The 17,137-nt window shown below is 29.0% G+C and carries 11 protein-coding genes and 1 pseudogene; 10 read left to right on the top strand and 2 right to left on the bottom strand.

Annotation, left to right across the window (positions count from 1 at the left end):
• Positions 1 to 372: 372 nt before the first annotated feature.
• Positions 373 to 948: a tyrosine-type recombinase/integrase gene (locus IGI63_RS16690; protein WP_429976402.1), complete on the top strand. Its 576-nt coding sequence runs from the start codon at positions 373 to 375 to the stop codon at positions 946 to 948.
• Between the two features lie 16 nt (positions 949 to 964).
• On the opposite strand, the gene IGI63_RS16685 is transcribed toward IGI63_RS16690, so the two are convergent.
• The gene (locus tag IGI63_RS16685; protein WP_429976401.1) at positions 965 to 1,879 is read right to left on the bottom strand and encodes a hypothetical protein; all 915 of its coding nucleotides are present in this window, start codon (positions 1,877 to 1,879) and stop codon (positions 965 to 967) included.
• Positions 1,880 to 3,416: 1,537 nt separating this feature from the next.
• Here IGI63_RS16685 and IGI63_RS16680 point away from each other — a divergent pair.
• The 6 genes and pseudogenes from IGI63_RS16680 (at position 3,417) to IGI63_RS16655 (ending at position 8,667) form a co-directional block, all read left to right on the top strand.
• Positions 3,417 to 3,989, top strand: coding sequence for a recombinase family protein (locus IGI63_RS16680; protein ID WP_429976400.1), 573 nt, complete (start codon positions 3,417 to 3,419; stop codon positions 3,987 to 3,989).
• A 199-nt stretch (positions 3,990 to 4,188) separates the two neighbouring features.
• Positions 4,189 to 4,401 carry a preprotein translocase, SecE subunit domain protein gene (locus tag IGI63_RS16675; protein ID WP_429976399.1) on the top strand — a complete coding sequence of 71 codons (213 nt, stop codon included), beginning with the start codon at positions 4,189 to 4,191 and terminating at the stop codon, positions 4,399 to 4,401.
• Between the two features lie 17 nt (positions 4,402 to 4,418).
• The gene (locus IGI63_RS16670) at positions 4,419 to 5,840 is read left to right on the top strand and encodes a hypothetical protein (protein WP_429976398.1); all 1,422 of its coding nucleotides are present in this window, start codon (positions 4,419 to 4,421) and stop codon (positions 5,838 to 5,840) included.
• Entirely contained in the window at positions 5,833 to 6,069 is a 237-nt protein-coding gene (locus tag IGI63_RS16665) for a hypothetical protein (RefSeq protein ID WP_174090332.1), read from the top strand. The genes IGI63_RS16670 and IGI63_RS16665 overlap by 8 nt, the downstream gene beginning before the upstream one ends.
• Positions 6,070 to 6,546: 477 nt before the next feature.
• Positions 6,547 to 6,816, top strand: coding sequence for a hypothetical protein (locus IGI63_RS16660; RefSeq protein WP_429976397.1), 270 nt, complete (start codon positions 6,547 to 6,549; stop codon positions 6,814 to 6,816).
• A pseudogene (locus IGI63_RS16655) lies at positions 6,797 to 8,667 on the top strand (hypothetical protein). The gene IGI63_RS16660 and the pseudogene IGI63_RS16655 overlap by 20 nt, the downstream one beginning before the upstream one ends.
• Positions 8,668 to 9,517: 850 nt before the next feature.
• Here IGI63_RS16655 and IGI63_RS16650 read toward each other — a convergent pair.
• Positions 9,518 to 9,814 (bottom strand): hypothetical protein, encoded by a 297-nt coding sequence (locus IGI63_RS16650; protein WP_429976396.1) that lies wholly within the window; start codon positions 9,812 to 9,814, stop codon positions 9,518 to 9,520.
• Positions 9,815 to 10,862: 1,048 nt separating this feature from the next.
• Here IGI63_RS16650 and IGI63_RS16645 point away from each other — a divergent pair.
• The 3 genes from IGI63_RS16645 (at position 10,863) to IGI63_RS16635 (ending at position 17,132) form a co-directional block, all read left to right on the top strand.
• On the top strand, positions 10,863 to 11,339 hold the full coding sequence (locus tag IGI63_RS16645) for a DUF3841 domain-containing protein (protein WP_429976395.1): 477 nt from the start codon (positions 10,863 to 10,865) through the stop codon (positions 11,337 to 11,339).
• Positions 11,340 to 12,133: 794 nt separating this feature from the next.
• Positions 12,134 to 12,355 (top strand): hypothetical protein, encoded by a 222-nt coding sequence (locus IGI63_RS16640; protein ID WP_429976394.1) that lies wholly within the window; start codon positions 12,134 to 12,136, stop codon positions 12,353 to 12,355.
• Positions 12,356 to 12,464: 109 nt separating this feature from the next.
• Complete coding sequence (locus tag IGI63_RS16635) at positions 12,465 to 17,132, top strand: DEAD/DEAH box helicase (protein WP_429976393.1); 4,668 nt, start codon at positions 12,465 to 12,467, stop codon at positions 17,130 to 17,132.
• Positions 17,133 to 17,137: the final 5 nt, after the last annotated feature.

Here is a 17,137-nt window from a genome sequence, read left to right as displayed (position 1 = left end):
ATTATCCATGGCAGTTTTGGCAGAAAACCAAAAAGCGAGCATAAAGAGTGTTATTTAGAATTATTAATGATTCTTGTTTTATTTACAGTTAGGATAAATGAAGAGTTAGATTTTAATGCTAAAAAAACAAAAAGTAATGAAAATGATACTGTTTAGAAGATTTCTAAACAGTATCATTTAATGTTCTACAAATTTGCAACCTCCTAACAACGATGCTATAACGGTACTTGTAAGAGGGATACTTTTGTAATTAGTATCCATCATGAATCCTATTCCATCAATGTTTCATTTTTGGTTTATAGGGAGATGGATACTTATAGTCTATTTCGATAGAAAAGTATCCATGAATAATACATCTTAGGGAGGTAATTTATGGGACAAAAAATGATTAATGTCAAACCGATAAAAAATAAGGAAACGCTAATTCAATTTGGAAAAGAATTAAAAAAGGGTAAACACGGAAAAAGAGACTATTTGATTATGGCAATTGGAATAAAGACAGGGTTACGGATTTCAGATATATTGAACCTAAAGGTATGTGATGTGAAAAATAAGACACAAACAGAAATTATTGAAATAAAGACTGGGAAAAGAAGAACTCTTCATCTTAAATCCTTAACTTCAAATATTATTGACTATTTGAATACAGAACATGATGCTAAATCTGAATGGTTATTCCCAAGTCCAACAGATAGTAGTAGATATTTAGCCAGTCATCAGTATTATAAAATCCTACAAAAAATTGCAAATAATCTAGGTTTAGATTATATTGGCACGCATACGCTTAGAAAAACATTTTCCTACTTCTTTTTAAAGCAAAACAAAGGGGATATTGTTACTCTGATGAAGATTTTAAATCATAGTAGCCAAGCAGTTACTCTAAGGTATGCAGGAATTGAAGAGGAAGATATCAAGGCAAAGCTAGAAGATTTTGACCCATTTAAGTAAATAAAACCACAATCAATTAAGGTTGTGGTTTTTGCTTATCTTTTTTTAATTGAACAGTATTATACTTTTCCTTATTCAGGTAACTTTGAAAATACAAGTCATCTGCAGTATCATAGTCTGTTTTGTCATTAGAGAGATAAATGGCATCTTTAGAATTCTTGTGCAAGGTTAAATAATAGAAGAAGTCAACTACAGAATGAATAGCTTGTAGCTTATATTGATTTTTTTCTTTCACAAAATATTCAAGGGTATGAGAATCATTCAGATAAATTAAAATATCATGTCTAATGAGCGTGCTATTATTTTCTAGATTTCTAAATGATACATCTGCTAAGTTAGATTGTATTGCAGGAATAAATTCTTTATTAGGTAGTGCAAGAATATCAACAGTATCTATAGAAGTTGTATAATAGCGTTCTTGTAGCTTGTCCGAAAGAGAAGATATTCTAATTGGAAATTTAGTCAATTCGTTGATGATAAATTGACTAAAATATTTTCTGCCTTCTTCAGAAGACAATTGATTGAACCGTTTATTTACAAGTTTTTTTATCGCTTCATCATTTTTATAGTTATACTTACCTGAAGCAAATACTGAAATATAGAGCTGTTTGTTCTTATCTAATGAATAAATCACTTGAATTTTATTGGTATATAAGCCAATTGAAACCAAATATTGAACGACCATTGACTGCAAGTCTAAATCCTTCATATGTTTTAAGTCATAGTTATCAACATAATAGAAATGTTTATTTATTTTTCCTTTAGAGATGATTTTGTTCTTTTTTAAAGTCTTTAATCGAGTCTCTAAGCTGATGCGATTGCACTGTAACAGCTTAATCAATGTATTCTCATATATTCCATTTGCATTGATTATGATATTTACTAATTCCTCAGAATCAATTGCCCGATTGTTTACAAAAAGTGTATCCATGTTCACTCCCTCCTATAGTTTTATCTATTTTATTTTAAAAAGTATCTATTCTCGTAACTGTCCATTAGAAGCCCTCAAACTTATAAGTATCTCTCTCATTTCTATCCATGATTGGGTAGTGGTTTTCAGGGAGAAAATTTTCCCATTTTTTGATTAAGCAGCTGTTTCTAAAATTTTATGGAGGTTTCCATTTGCAATTTTTCTGAATTTACCTCAAAAATGATATAGTTTTCAAAAAGTTTTCACGAAAGTTCTCATTTTGTTATCATTTGATAATTCCAAAAAACCTCTTTTTTAGGGTTGAAGAAGGCTTTATGTAGGGATATGATGTAAACAAATGTAGGGTTCATGAAGGGGAAAATACAATGGTGAAAATTAATTAATTCTCATAACTATCCATTGAAAAGTATCCTAATATAAAAGTAACCAAACCCTACTTTACCCCTTCATTATACCATCCATTTTCTAGTGATAAAAATTTGAACGACATATCTTTATTTTGTTGACAAAAAAAACCAACAAATTTTGTTAGGATGTAATTTATTCATTAACTATTTTAACTTGGAAAGTATAAATGGTCTTTCCACCGTAGACATTTTCGTAAGCGAATTTGATTGTGTTCAATTCCCCAATTCTTAATTTTAGTCCTTTATTTTTACCCCAACCAACGTTAGGAGAATCTGAATAACCTAAATATACATCAGGTTCTTGATTAATACTTACATATAATTTTCTAGATTTATCTGAGCCAAAGCCATTATTTAGATAGTCTTCTTTTACATAGATACCTGTATCATTTATTGTAGAAATTTCTACTAGACCATTTTCAATATTTAATGAAGCTCCTTTATCAAGATATGGTTTCAGATTAATCGTTCTAGTAGAAGAATCTGTAGCAGACCAAATTTCTGGAAAACCTGTTGTTCCAAAAACATTGTTATTATCAACAAATCCAATATTTACGCATTTAGTAATTTTAAAAGAATTGTTGAATTTAGGATTGCATAAAGAGGTTGATTCATCCTCTCCATTAACTGTACAATTTGATTGAGTAAGTCCATCAGTAAATATACTTGACAGACTAGGTTTTAAAGTATCTCTAAATAGTAAGTAACTTATTAATATAAAAAATACCGAATATTATGATTGCAACAACTATAAATAGTCCTTGACTTGTTCCATTTGTCATAAAAAATGACCTCCTTTCTGTTATTTTATTGTAGTATAAATTATAGCAATTTCTTTTTATATTTACAAGTTTGTAGAGTGTTTTTAGTTTTGAATATTCCTATATATAAGTGTTTTTGTGATGTTTATTGGATAATAATAGAAAAGTAAAGGCACGAGTGATTTACTCGACAATTTTTAATTCTGATGTAATAATATAAGTACCTTGACGAACCCATTTTAATATAACCTTTATATTTAAATGAGTTTCATATACCCTAACATTGAAAGAATGTTAGGGTATTTTTTTAGTTAAACACAGTATTTTAAAAAATAACTGAAAGTGATAAAAGGAGGGAGGAAATTTATTATGACAAAAAGAGTAGGATACATCCGAACAAGTAAAAACAATCAAAATCTAGGAGTAGAGGTTCAAAAAGAAGCTCTTAATCGTTATGCAATTGATTCTTTTTTCGTTGAACAAGTGAGTGGTCGGAAAGAAAATAGGAAAGAGCTAAATAAAGTTCTGAAAGTGTTAGAACAAGGAGATACATTAGTGATTTATAAAATCGACCGTCTGGGACGTTCTACTAAACAGCTAGTCAACATTATGAGTGAATTACAAGAAAGAGGAATTAATTTAATCAGTATTAAAGAAAATATTGATACGTCAACAAGCATGGGAAAGGTTATTTTTACAATACTTTCAGCAATTGCCGAGCTTGAAGCAGACTATATATCTGAACGAACCAAAGAAGCATTAGCAATTTTAAAAGAAAATGGGGTACAATTAGGCAATAAAGGTTTAGACCAAAGAACGATTCATAAAATTAAAAAGTTATATGTAGAAACAGATTTAACGCAAAAAGAAATTGCAGAAAAATGTGACGTTTGTATCAAAACAGTATATAATATAAAAAAGCGGTATCAGTTAACCAGATGATGGTTTCATCATTATATAGAATCTGATATAATGATTGCCGGTAACGAACGTTCGTTTGTTACCGATGAAACACAAAAAAATATAACTACATAGAATAGTTGATAAATCTGAATTTTTGTATTCGGAAATATCAGCTTTTTTTGTTTGTTTTTAACGAACGTTTGATTCACGCAGCAAAAGAAGAGAAAGGATTGAAAAAATGGTACTTAAAGGTGGACGTATTTTTCAGGAAATGATAGAAGTACCTGACGAGAAGGAAAAAGGGTGTGGATGCATTGGTTGGATAGTATTATTAGTGATTGCTATAACAATTCTGATACATGTATTAGATTTTGTTTTCCAACACTTGTTTATTTCCTTTTTACTTGTCGCTGGAATAGTATTTGTGATTAGTTTATTTAATAAAAAATAACAGAAGAGGTGAATAAAATGAAAAAATGGGTAAAAATGACAAGTCTTGGCTTACTATTATTTAGTGTGTTAGGTGCGTGTGGGAAAGTGCAAGATACTAAAGACAGTAAAGAAGTTCAATCATCCACAGTAGAATCAACAACCCATACTAAAGAAAAAGAATCAATTATTCAATCAAAAACAGCGACAGATTACGATACGATTTATGTTCAAAATGAACTAGTAATCGGTCAAACTGGAGATGATAGTTCGTATAATTGGACAATTTACGATACGGAATTAAAGGAAAAAAATTCCATTTTAAATGCTGATAAGGAAAGAGATGAACTGGCACATTCCTTAAAAACAGGTTATTCTAAAAAAGTGAATGGAACAGCAGTAATAGAAAATAATGTGAATGAAAATGAAATTTATTCTACTTATTTAGATGAAAATGCTGAACTGGCAAAGACTAGTTTAGGAGAACGAACAGTTGATAATCCTGTTTCTCTTAATACATTAACCTCTGGGAAATATGGAATAATTCCATATCGTATTGGTTCAGATGTAATCGTCAACTATATTTCTAGTGAATATAGAGAAAAAAGGTTTTCAACAGCTCGTGGAAGATTGTCTGGAGATGTAAATAAAAATGGCTATTTTACTCTACTAGGTGAAAAAAATGATAGTAAAACAAATTCTGATTCTTTTGTATATATTTATGATGCTAAAAGAAGCGATATAGGAGATATACACGAAGAAAATTCTATGGTAACAAAGGTTATTTCGACAGTAGGGTTAGATGTTGCAACAAATATTAATAACAAAAATCGCCTATTCATTAGACAAAATGCAAAGGGAATAGAAGGAACTTCTGCAAATTGGACGTTTTATGATTTAGATTCTGATACCAGTTACAATTATCCATCAAATATAGAAATTGTTAAATTTGTTGACTATGGCATTGAGAAACCAATTGGTGACGGTGAATTTTTGGGAAATATTGGTGAAGCAGAAAACTATGTTTTTGAAGATTTAAATGAAAAAGCAACAACTGATGGCTCGACCCCATCTAGTATCGATTTTACACCAAGAAAAAAAGGGATTATTTCATCTGATGGAACAATTATCAAAGAACCGTTTGCCTTTGAAATTAAGAAGCCTAATGTTAATGGAATTGCTCCATATAAATTAGCAAAAGATGACAAATATGGTTTGATTAATGTAAATACTGGTGAAATTATCAAAGAACCATTTGCCCATACTATTCAGCAATATAACGACAATGGATTATCAGCGATGACAGTATCTGAAGATGGGAAATATAGTATAATAGATGAACAAGGAAATGTATTAGAAGAAACAGAATATATTTATATATCCCCCCTAACAAATGACAATCTAGCCAGTTATCGAGAAAAGGCAAATGAAAGTTTAGGCGTGTTGAAAGTCAATGGATAAATTAGTTCAGAAAAAATATGTCCTTCATAAAGTGAAAAGGACTTTCTATAAAGCAAATGTGACGATTTCAAAGATAGTCGTAAACAGTATAGCTAATGAATTATATAAAGAGTTTACCAAGTGTTCAGAAAAAGAACAGGAAGGTTTATTGGTATCTGATGAACTTGTGAAGTTACTTTGGGATAAACATGTGATAACAAAAGAAAAAGAATTATTAAAAGAGATATGATTTTATTCATGTCTCTTTTTTTGTAAAAAATTTATCTTAAAATTTTTGTAAAAAGTCACTTAAAAATGACCCCTTCAAAAGTCAATAAAATCAAGGGTTTTCTCTTTGTTGACAAAAAATCAATAGATTGTTGTTATATCAACGTTTTAAAGTGTTGTTTTTCAAAAAACACCTCTCAAACGCCACGAAAAAATTTTTTGTGTAATTCTACGCTTAAATAAATCTGAGAGGTGTTTTTTAATATGTAGATAGATTTAAAATTTGAAAAAATACCGATATATCAAGGTTATTAAGTTCTTTTTGTCTATTTGAGAAAGTCGTAAAAAAATGGGGTTATAAAAATACGATTTTTAATAAAATTACACTAATTATTTTTTATTGTCCGAATACGAGATTCATCCTTGACTTCAGTTAAAGAATGATGATATAGTCCGGTCCTTGAAATGATTAATAAAATAATTTATGGGGGATAACTATATGACTTCAAAAAAACTAACGAAAGAAGAATTAATTGAAAAACAAGAAAAAGTAAAAACTTGGTTGGATGTTTTAGATAAAATCTATGGGGTAAAAATGACCGTTTTTTCTAAATCAATCAATATTCATAACCAAAACTTGCACAATTTTCGAAAAGGGAGACGTGGATTGACAGAAGAAAAAACGATATTATTAGAGAAAGTGATTGTGATGAAATATGGAAGACTACTAATGCTGGAGGATAGTGAATATGAAGTGTTATCTAAGTAATATTACTAATAAAGAAAAACCTAATTCATCAATGGTTAAAGCAATTTCAACTACAATTTTAAAAGAATTAGTAGATATCTCTTTTAGAAGAGCTTGCGATTGAGATTTCTGAAGAAGGAAAAACTGTTGTTTTATCAGAATTATCGGAACAAAAATTATCAAAATATACGCCAATTGTTGGTCAAGAAATTATTATGTTAGATTTTGATAATAAAGACGAAAATAATCAGTATACTATTGCTGACTTAGAACAAGATACATTTATGTTAGAAAATGCTTGTTTTATCTATAGGACTTTTAGTGATGATGATTCTAATGTAGATAAATTTAGAGTTGTCTTTCATTTAGATAAATTAATAACTATGAATTCTGAGATAGAATATATATATAGAAGATTATTTGAAATGTATCCACAAGCAGACAGGAGTGTTGGACAAACAAGTAGAATGTTTTTTGGAAGTAATAAAGGATACGAAGTGATTGATTGGGATAATAACTTGGAAACTTCAAAATTGTTAGAGCCAACAAATACAGATATTTATAAAGGTATAGAAGCTATAAGTGGTGAAATGATTGATAATTCTATACCGAATTATGAATTATTAAAATTAGGTAGACTTGATATTGTGAAAGAAAATCTAGGAGACAATTATAAACAAGAATTTCCTGACGATTACAATGCAATGAACTACTTTAAATCGTTAGATATGAGAGAGTTTCTTGAATTATCCGATGAGAATCCGTTTTATGATATTTTTCATGAAGAGACAGAACCTAGTGCATCAGTATTTTATGCTGAAAAAATATGGGATATTCTTATATAAATGTTTTAGTGAAAGTCATCCTTATTGTGGGAATATTATTTCTTTACTAGAACGATATTTAAAAATATCTTCAATTGAAGTAGTTAATTTACTAGTAGAAATTAGTAGTTCAAAAGTAACAAATACATCGAAATTAGGACAAAGTAAATTTAACGCCCAAAAATTTAAAAAAGAATTACAATCAGGAGAATTAGAAGAAAACTATCCTGAATTATATAAATACTTTAGTAGATACCAAGTAGAAATTCCTATTATTTTAGATTTTATGTATGACTATGTATATACTGACGAGAATGGAGAGTTACGGTATTTAAATTACTATAGTATTAACAATTTAGCTAAGCAATTAGCCAGAGCTACCAATAAAAAGAAAATAAGTATTGACAGGACAAGGCAGATTCTTTATCACATGATTGTAACTGAAGTGGTTAAAAAGAAACCAGAAGCAGAAATTCCTGAAAGTATATTTAATAATTTGATATTGGAACAAAAGAAAGATTGCACTAAGCTAAGAACGAGTAATATCTATGAACCAACAAATTTGACAGATGAAAACACAGCAGTTAGTGAAGGAATAGCCAAGGTTTTGAGGGAAAATAAAGTAACGGTCGGTAGTCTAAGTTATGAGTTAGTATATAGATTATTTGGTGAAGAAAAAGCGTATCAAGATTTTCCACAATCCTATGAACCACTTATTCAACGAAAAATGATTAAAATGAGTAAAACCAATAGTAATATAAGTCAAGCAAGTGAGAAGTTAGAAAAAACAGCTGTTAAAATTATCATGAACGAGATAGAAAAAAAAGGATATGTATACGAAAAAGATGTTATTTCTAAGTTAGCCAAAGCGAGAAGGTTGAAAATAAACGATACTAAGAGGAAATTCCAGAAAATTCGAGTAGATGTATACAATAAATATGATTTAGAAAGAGAGAGATTAACAAAAGAGTTATATCAAAAATTTAACATCGAAGAGAGCTATACATCTAAAGTTGTTATTTATAAAAGAGATATTCTAGGCAGATAGTGAGAGTACTATCTGCCTTTTCTATTATTAAATATAAACAATAAAGAATAATTTCTATACATAAAGAAAATTATCTCTTTTTGTATTTATTCAAAATTGCGTATCGAACTAAGAAAATCCTTATCGTTTACCCCTAGAAATATTGATGAAATTGATAGAAATCATTTGATACCTCTATAAGGAATATTCCCTCTAGAGGTATCAAACGAGGAGGTCTATAAAAGCCAATAAAATCAATAGTAAACTACCTGTTTTTTCTAAGGTCAATACGCACTTTTTATATCCCCTCTAGAGGTATCAAATGATGAGGTTCATAAAAGTCAATAAAACTAGGAAAAAACTACCTGTTTTCACACATATAAATACTCAAAAACTTATTTACACTAAAGAATAGTGTGATATAAATAACTGCAAAACGTTGATATATATGTGTTTGTATTTTTGAGTTTCAGCAAGATTGAATCTTGCTTACTTAATAGATGTGCTTATGTTTAGTAATATAGCTAAAATTTGCTCTCTCTATTTCCTAATGTAACAAGTTAGTGGTAATTAATCATGAATTGTAGTTTGAATATCCTTTTAGGGAATCAGCCTTAAACATCATCATATCAATAATATATCTTTAATGATATATTTTGTTCTGTATTAAATGTTTAGGTGTTTAAATAACGTTAAATACATTTTGAACAGTCTGCCTTCATCCCTTAGTGTCTTGAAAATGATTTTCGACTAATTATACATAAAAATTTATAATCGCTTAAAACGCAATTTAAGCAGCATAAAATTGATTTTGAATTTTAAGCAAAGAAATTACTAATGATTTTTAATAGTCGATAAGATTTGAGAAGTATTAATCTATAATTTGACCATCAGAATTCATTTTTTCAATTTCAACCATTTGTTGTTCATAGAATGGCGAGGTAGCTATTTTAATCTTTTTATCTGTTGAAATCGTTAAAGAAGAAATATAATGAGGAGTTACTGCCACTTTAGCAGATGTTTCTGACAACGTAATTAATAATGATTGATTGTCGCCAAAAGTAGTATATTCAGAAACAATAGCAACTAATCCATCTTGATTTGTTAGTATCGACAAATACTTAGGAGCTTCGATAATCCATCCAAATTGCATCTTGTGAGTATTCATTATATGTTCCAACTCTCTATTTGTTTTTTTTGTTAGTATAATAGTAACTTAAAAAAAGAAAAAGTGCGAGATAAGAAAATCTTTATAGTTTATATCTAGAAACACTGATAAAAATAGCTGTAAAAAATTGATATATCAGTATTTATTTTTTTAGTGCCAGCAAGAGTACATCTTGCTGACTTAATAGTACTATCTAGGTTCAGTAAAATAGCTAAAGTTTACTCCCTAGCAGTGATTATGTAATTTTATATATAACGAAATTCTAAGTTTCTCTCTTTTTAATTCAGTAAATGAAAGTACTTATAAAATCTATATTAACCTCTATCTAACAATAGTATACATAATATTAAATAAAATGAATTAATGAAGTTTTTGGATAATAAAATAACTCGTAGTTCGTTTTAAACAACCTGTGTTATCTCTAGAGATTGTTGGGAATCATTTTCTATGGAGATTTATACATAAAAAATTAAAACGTCTTAGAACGCAAAATAAGAAGCATAGAATCGATTGTAGAAATCTATAAAATATTTTTGAGCTTTTAAATGGTAAAATGACTTTGTGGATATTATTTTAAATCATAATCTGATGGAAAGATAAAAATTTTACTTGTGCCATGTTTAGAATTTGAAAAATTATATGTAAACATTGATATATAAGCGTTTAAGCATAGTTTAGGAAAATCTTCGTTACAAAAAACATCTCTCTGATGAAAGTTAGTGGTTAATTCCCCATAATTATTTTTTCATTTCATTTGAGAGGTGTTTTTTGAAAAATAGTGCTTTAAAACGTTGATATAACAACAATCTGTTGGCTTTGTCAACAAGTATAAAACTATTGATTTTACTGGCTTTTTTGAAGGTCGATTTTTAAGTGGCTTTTATCTAAAATTTGGTGATAGAAATAAGGAGTATTTCAGTTTTTAATTTTCCATGATAATGAATTTGTTTTCGGTATAGTATAAAAATGATTTCTGTATATCTGAAAGTAATATACTTGATAAAATATATCCAATTGCCATAAAAATTTATATAGGGAGAGTGATTTAGTGAAGATATACACAGTCCAACCAAAAGATTTTTTGTGCTTTGTAGATAAAGAAGGCTATATTATGCCACAAAAATGTGATTGGGATAAAGATACTTTAGAGTGGTTAAATGATATGGAAGATGTTTATAGTTGGATGGGAAACCATTATTTTAATAGAACTGATTTACCTTTAGATAGATATTTAATTTGGTGTTATTTTGAAATGAAACACGTTCCTTGGAAGTATATTGATTTTGATAAACATAATGTATTTTGTTTTGAAGTACCTAACAAGTTACTATATAAAAATTTCTTGTGGTCTGATTTAATTGATTGGCATTGGCATTTGAATCATATAGAAAATTGGGAAACTAAGACAGATATTTTTGATTTTGATTTAAAGGAACACTCTAAAAATATTGTTCCACAAGGTGTTACTACCCGATTAAAAAAAGAGTGGATTAAAAAAGTCTATAAAAAACCTTTAGATAAATAAAAATACGTTTACACGAGTTGAAGAAATTTTTGGGTTGATTGTAATAACTAAAGCTTGCTTCCTAGAAATATATATAACAAATAATTATAGTTTTCTCTATAAAACTTTTCATATTTATCGATGAGAAAATATCTAGTATCCTCTAGATTATAGAAATGTATAGTTAATTATATAATTATAGATGATTCATATTTGGAATCATTAAAATAAATTATATTTAATTTTTGAGTTCCTATGCTCGTGTTTAAAGGTTGTTAGGATAAAAACATTTATCGGAAATTAAAATGGATTAGAACGCATTATAGGTGGCTTAAAATTGATTTCTTAAATATTTATAAGTGAAAACATTTTTATCTGATTTAAAAAAATTAGAAATTGGTTGATATATTAATTGTTTGTTTTACTTATTCAAAAGTACATAGAAAAAACACCTCTCAGACAACAATAAGTGGATAATTCCCCACAAAAAATTTTTCGTGTTGTCTGAGAGGTGTTTTTTGAAAAATAGTGCTTTAAAACGTTGATATAACAACAATCTACTGATTTTGTCAATAAAGAGAAAAGTATTGATAAATAAGGGTTTTAAAGGGGTCATTTTTTAAGTGGTTTTTGATAAAAATTTTGAGATAAAAAATTTATCATACCTGATGGAGATGAAATATTAAGACTATTTTTTCTTTAAATTAATTATACAAAGAAATATTTGATTGAATAGAAAAATCGTATTTTTTATTGACTATAGCAACGTTGGATGATAACCTTCAGGACCATCAAAATGAATGGAGGCTATTATTATGAATGAATGCGTAACTGTTATCACAAATAATCTAAGCTATAAACAAGCTATTTTCTCTTTACTAGCATTAGAGTCATTGTCTAATGATTGTGTGGGAAATCAGGTATATCGAGATACTGTGCAGAATATTATTCATCAAACAATAAATAGTTCAGAAATGGAATTGACTATTATTGAAAGTTTTTCAGAAATTGAAGGAAGTATGTATAGAAGTTTATAAAAATTGAAGAAATTGAAACCTAGTCTGCTTTAGACTAGGTTTTTTTATATCCCAAATTAAGTTGAAAGCTGTTATAATTAAAATGAATATTTAACGAAGGAGAAAAATAATGACATTTGATGAATTGATTCAATTAGCAAGGGAACAATCAAGTGAGATTCAAAGAGATAAGGGAACTCTTTTTGAAAAAATCGCACAAATTTATTTCAAAAATGAACCAACATACAAAAACTTATTTTCAGATGTTTGGTTATTAAATGAAGTTCCAGAAGAATATGCAATCCCCAAAAAAGATACAGGAGTTGATTTAGTAGCAAGAAATGAAGCAACAGGAGAATTGACTGCTATTCAAGCTAAATTTTATGACAATAAAATATACAAAAGACATATTGATTCATTTTTAGCTGAACTAGGAAAATCGTATTATTCTGATGGAATTATTGTTTATTCATTAGATTCATTGAGTAGTAATGCGGATGAAGCGATTAATCAATTATCAAAACCAGTAGCACAAATTGGTTTGAGTGATTTAAGAAATAGTCAAGTTGATTGGCAATCTTTTATTCCAAGTAGTCCGAATGAAGTAAAAGTAAAAAATGTGAAGAAAACTAGACCTTATCAGAATGAAGCGATTGATTTAACAATTGAATACTTTAAAGAAAATGACAGAGGTCAATTAATTATGGCACCGGGAACAGGGAAAACCTTTACCAGCTTGAAATTAGTTGAAAAGATGGCTGGTGAAAGTAATATAGAAACTTTTAATGTTTTGTATTTAGTGCCAAGCATTCAATTATTGAGTCAAACTTTGATTGGTTGGAACAATGACACGGAACTAAGTATGCACTCATTTGCTGTGACAAGTGATAGGAATGCTTCTAAAAAGAAGAATGCTGACGAATTATCTGCTAAAGATATTGGCTTCCCTGCGACAACAGATTCAGAAAAATTACTGTCCAACTATAAAATAATAGAGAATAATCAACGTGATTTAACGGTTGTGTATTCTACTTATCAATCTATTGAAGTTCTACATGAAGCACAAGAAAAAGGGTTTCCTGAATTTGATATTATTATTTGTGATGAAGCACATAGAACAACTGGTGCTAAGGCTTTAGGCGAAGATGCAAGCGTATTTACAAGAGTTCATAATAACAACTATATAAAAGCAAATAAACGCTTGTATCAAACAGCAACACCGAAAATTTACGGAACAGATGCGAAACAAAAGGCAGAGGATTCTAGTATTGTCTTATCATCAATGGATAATAAAGATATTTATGGAGAAGAAATTTTCCGATTAGGATTTGGTCAAGCCGTTTCAAACGATATTTTGACGGATTATAAAGTAATGGTCTTAGCAGTTGATGAAAAGGTTATTCAAAAAGACATGCAAAGAGTCTTATCGGATAGTGAAAATGGCTTAGATGTTGATGATGTTTCTAAATTAATCGGTGTTTGGAACGGATTAATGAAAAGAAGCAGTGTTGATAAAGATGCTGTTTTTGAAGGAAAACCTATGCAGAGAGCCATTTCTTTCATTAATACCATAAATAATTCAAAGAAAATTTCTTCCCAATTTAATGAAGTAGTCAATGAATACTTAGAAGGAAATGAAAGTATTCAGCAATCCATCAATGTTCGCCATGTGGACGGTATGATGAATACCTTAGAAAAAAAAGAAGCGTTAGATTGGCTATCAGAAGATTTTGCAGAAGATGAAACACGAGTATTATCGAATGTGAAATTTTTGACAGAAGGAATTGACGTTCCAAATTTAGATGCAGTGATATTTTTAGCACCTAAAAAATCACAAGTTGATATTGTCCAAGCAGTTGGTCGAATCATGCGGAAATTTAAAGACAAAGAATATGGCTATATTATCTTACCTATTGTTATTCCAGAGGGAACTACACCAGAATCAATTTTGGATAACAATAAAAAATATGAAGCGGTTTGGCAAATTCTAAATGCTTTGCGTTCAGTGGACGAGCGGTTTTCAGCAATGATTAATAAACTGGAATTAAATAGAAAAAAACCTGAAAATATGGACGTTATAGGTATAGGTGAAGCCCCTTCAGTTGAAGATGTGGAAAACTCTTCAAAAGGCAATGATAATGAACAATCCTCTTATCAAACCGCTTTAGATTTAGATTGGGGAGAAATAGAGAATGCTATTTATGCAAAAGTTGTCAAAAAGGTAGGAGATAGAAGATACCTTGAAGATTGGTCAGAAGATGTTGCTAAAATAGCACAACGTCATATTGAACAAATAACCATTATGATTAAAGATAAAAACTCTAAAACCGCTATTGAATTTGATAAGTTTCTAAAGAGTTTACAACATAATATCAATGAAAGTATTGATGAAAAACAAGCAATTGAAATGTTAGCCCAACACTTAATTACTGCTCCTATTTTTGAAGCTCTTTTTGGCGAATATAGTTTTGTAAATAACAATCCTGTTTCAGAAGCAATGGATAAAATTGTAGAAGAGTTGTCAAAATTTGGTGGATTTAATAAAGAACAAGATGAATTAAAAGAATTTTATGATTCAGTAAAATTACGTGCTGAAGGCATTGATAACGCAGAAGCAAAACAAAGAATCATCATTACTTTATATGATAAATTCTTCTCTAAAGGATTCAAAGAAACTACGCAACGGTTAGGTATAGTCTTTACTCCTGTGGAAGTGGTTGATTTCATTGTTAAATCAGTCGATGATGTGTTGAAAAAACACTTTGGAAAAGCCATTGAAGATGAAGGGGTTCATATTTTAGACCCATTTACAGGAACAGGAACATTTATTGTTCGGACTTTACACTATCTAAAAGATAAGTTAGCAAATGGAGAAATAACTCTAGCTGATGTTACGAGAAAATATACACAAGAACTACATGCAAATGAAATTGTGTTGTTAAGTTACTATATTGCAGCGATTAATATCGAATCAACTTTTGCAGAGATGAATCATGAAGAATATAAACCATTTGAAGGGATTGTATTGACTGATACGTTTGAATCAACGGAACAAGAAGATACGTTAGATGACTCTTTCTTTGGAACAAATGATGAACGATTGAAACGTCAACAAGAAGTTCCAATAACAGCAATAATAGGTAATCCTCCTTATTCAGCTAAACAAAATAGTGTTAATGATAACAACGCCAATATGAAATATCCTAAGCTCGATGAAAGATTAGCAAATACTTACGTCAAAGAATCAACAGCAATAAATAAAAATAACTTATATGACTCGTATATAAGGGCTTTTAGATGGGCTTCTGATAGAATAAGTGAAAAAGGAGTAATCGGTTTTGTTTCGGGTGCAGGTTTTATAGATGGCAATACCGCTGATGGTTTGAGAAAAAGTTTGTATAAGGAATTTAATCATCTTTATATTTTTAATTTAAGAGGTGACCAAAGAACACAAGGAGAAACATCTCGTAAAGAGGGTGGTAAAATATTTGGTTCTGGAAGTCGGACACCAATTGCTATAAGCATTTTAGTAAAAGATGGAAGTGATAATCATGAAATTCATTATCATGATATTGGTGATTATTTAAGTAGAGAAGAAAAATTATCTATTCTTCGAGATAGTAAATCTATTCAAGGAATAGATTGGAAAAGAATTTTACCTGACCAGAATAATGATTGGATAAATCAACGTGATGAAGATTATTTTGAATATTCTTCTTTATCCGACGAAAGTAGTAGCATTTTTATTGAGCGAGGAATTGGTTATAGTTCAAGCCGTGATGCTTGGGTAATTTCATTTTCTAAAGAACGAGCTATAAATAATTCTAAACTATTAGTTGAAGAGTTTAATAACCAAGTAGAAAATGTATATGATAAAGAAAATTTAGAAATGGATATGAATAGAATAAATTGGTCGGATGATTTATTAAAACGCTGGGAGAGAAGAGAAAAAATTAATTTTGAAAATTCGGAATTACGTTATATTCTGTATAGACCATTTACTAAGAAATGGGTTAATAATTTAAGACCATTAATAAAACGTCCAAGTTTTTGGAATAAAGCATTTGGTGAAACGCATAAAGAATCTAATCTATTTCTAAATATAGGTTCTGGAGAACGTTCAAGTTTAATGATAACAAAAGATATAACTGATTATCAGATGCTTTTTAACAATAAAACAATACCATTATTTACGTTTGATTCAAGCTCCTTATTTGAAAGTAAGCAAATTAATGTGTCATCAAAATGGACTGAGATGTTTGTAGAGCCAAAAGATGTGTTGTTTTACGTGTATGCTATTGTGCATTCAAAATCCTATCGAGAAAAATATTCAAATGATTTACAGAAAGCACTTCCTCGTATACCAAAGGTTAGAAACAAAGAAAAATATGTAGAAATTGGTAAAAAATTAGCTGATTTACACTTAAATTATGAAGATGTTCCTGCATATGACGGCGTAAATATAGTCTTTAAATCAGATAATCCAAGTTTCAAAGTGAAGAAGATGAAACATCCTAAACGTGTACAACTAGATACCATCATTTATAATGAAGATATTGTGATAACAGATATTCCTAAACGTGCATATGAATACGTTGTAAATGGAAAACCTGCTATTGAGTGGATTATTGACCAATATCAAGTGAAAAAAGATAAAAAATCTGGAATAGTAGATGACCCTAACGAGTTCTCAGATAATCCAAAATATATATTTAATCTATTGTTGTCTATTATTAATGTCTCTATGCAAACCATGGATTTAGTAGAAAGTTTACCTCCTTTGGAGATAATTGACTAGAGTTT

The organism is Enterococcus sp. DIV0086 (assembly GCF_050498705.1).
In the GTDB taxonomy this organism is placed as follows: domain Bacteria; phylum Bacillota; class Bacilli; order Lactobacillales; family Enterococcaceae; genus Enterococcus; species Enterococcus faecalis.
This window is presented reverse-complemented; position numbering and strand designations above follow the sequence as displayed.

What these genes read in the sequence shown, in the direction of transcription:
- IGI63_RS16685 (WP_429976401.1), bottom strand. Translation starts at nt 1,879, where the DNA reads ATGGATACACTTTTTGTAAACAATCGGGCAATTGATTCTGAGGAATTA.
- IGI63_RS16690 (WP_429976402.1), top strand. Translation starts at nt 373, where the DNA reads ATGGGACAAAAAATGATTAATGTCAAACCGATAAAAAATAAGGAAACG.
- IGI63_RS16635 (WP_429976393.1), top strand. Translation starts at nt 12,465, where the DNA reads ATGACATTTGATGAATTGATTCAATTAGCAAGGGAACAATCAAGTGAG.
- IGI63_RS16665 (WP_174090332.1), top strand. Translation starts at nt 5,833, where the DNA reads ATGGATAAATTAGTTCAGAAAAAATATGTCCTTCATAAAGTGAAAAGG.
- IGI63_RS16660 (WP_429976397.1), top strand. Translation starts at nt 6,547, where the DNA reads ATGACTTCAAAAAAACTAACGAAAGAAGAATTAATTGAAAAACAAGAA.
- IGI63_RS16670 (WP_429976398.1), top strand. Translation starts at nt 4,419, where the DNA reads ATGAAAAAATGGGTAAAAATGACAAGTCTTGGCTTACTATTATTTAGT.
- IGI63_RS16640 (WP_429976394.1), top strand. Translation starts at nt 12,134, where the DNA reads ATGAATGAATGCGTAACTGTTATCACAAATAATCTAAGCTATAAACAA.
- IGI63_RS16675 (WP_429976399.1), top strand. Translation starts at nt 4,189, where the DNA reads ATGGTACTTAAAGGTGGACGTATTTTTCAGGAAATGATAGAAGTACCT.
- IGI63_RS16680 (WP_429976400.1), top strand. Translation starts at nt 3,417, where the DNA reads ATGACAAAAAGAGTAGGATACATCCGAACAAGTAAAAACAATCAAAAT.
- IGI63_RS16650 (WP_429976396.1), bottom strand. Translation starts at nt 9,814, where the DNA reads ATGAATACTCACAAGATGCAATTTGGATGGATTATCGAAGCTCCTAAG.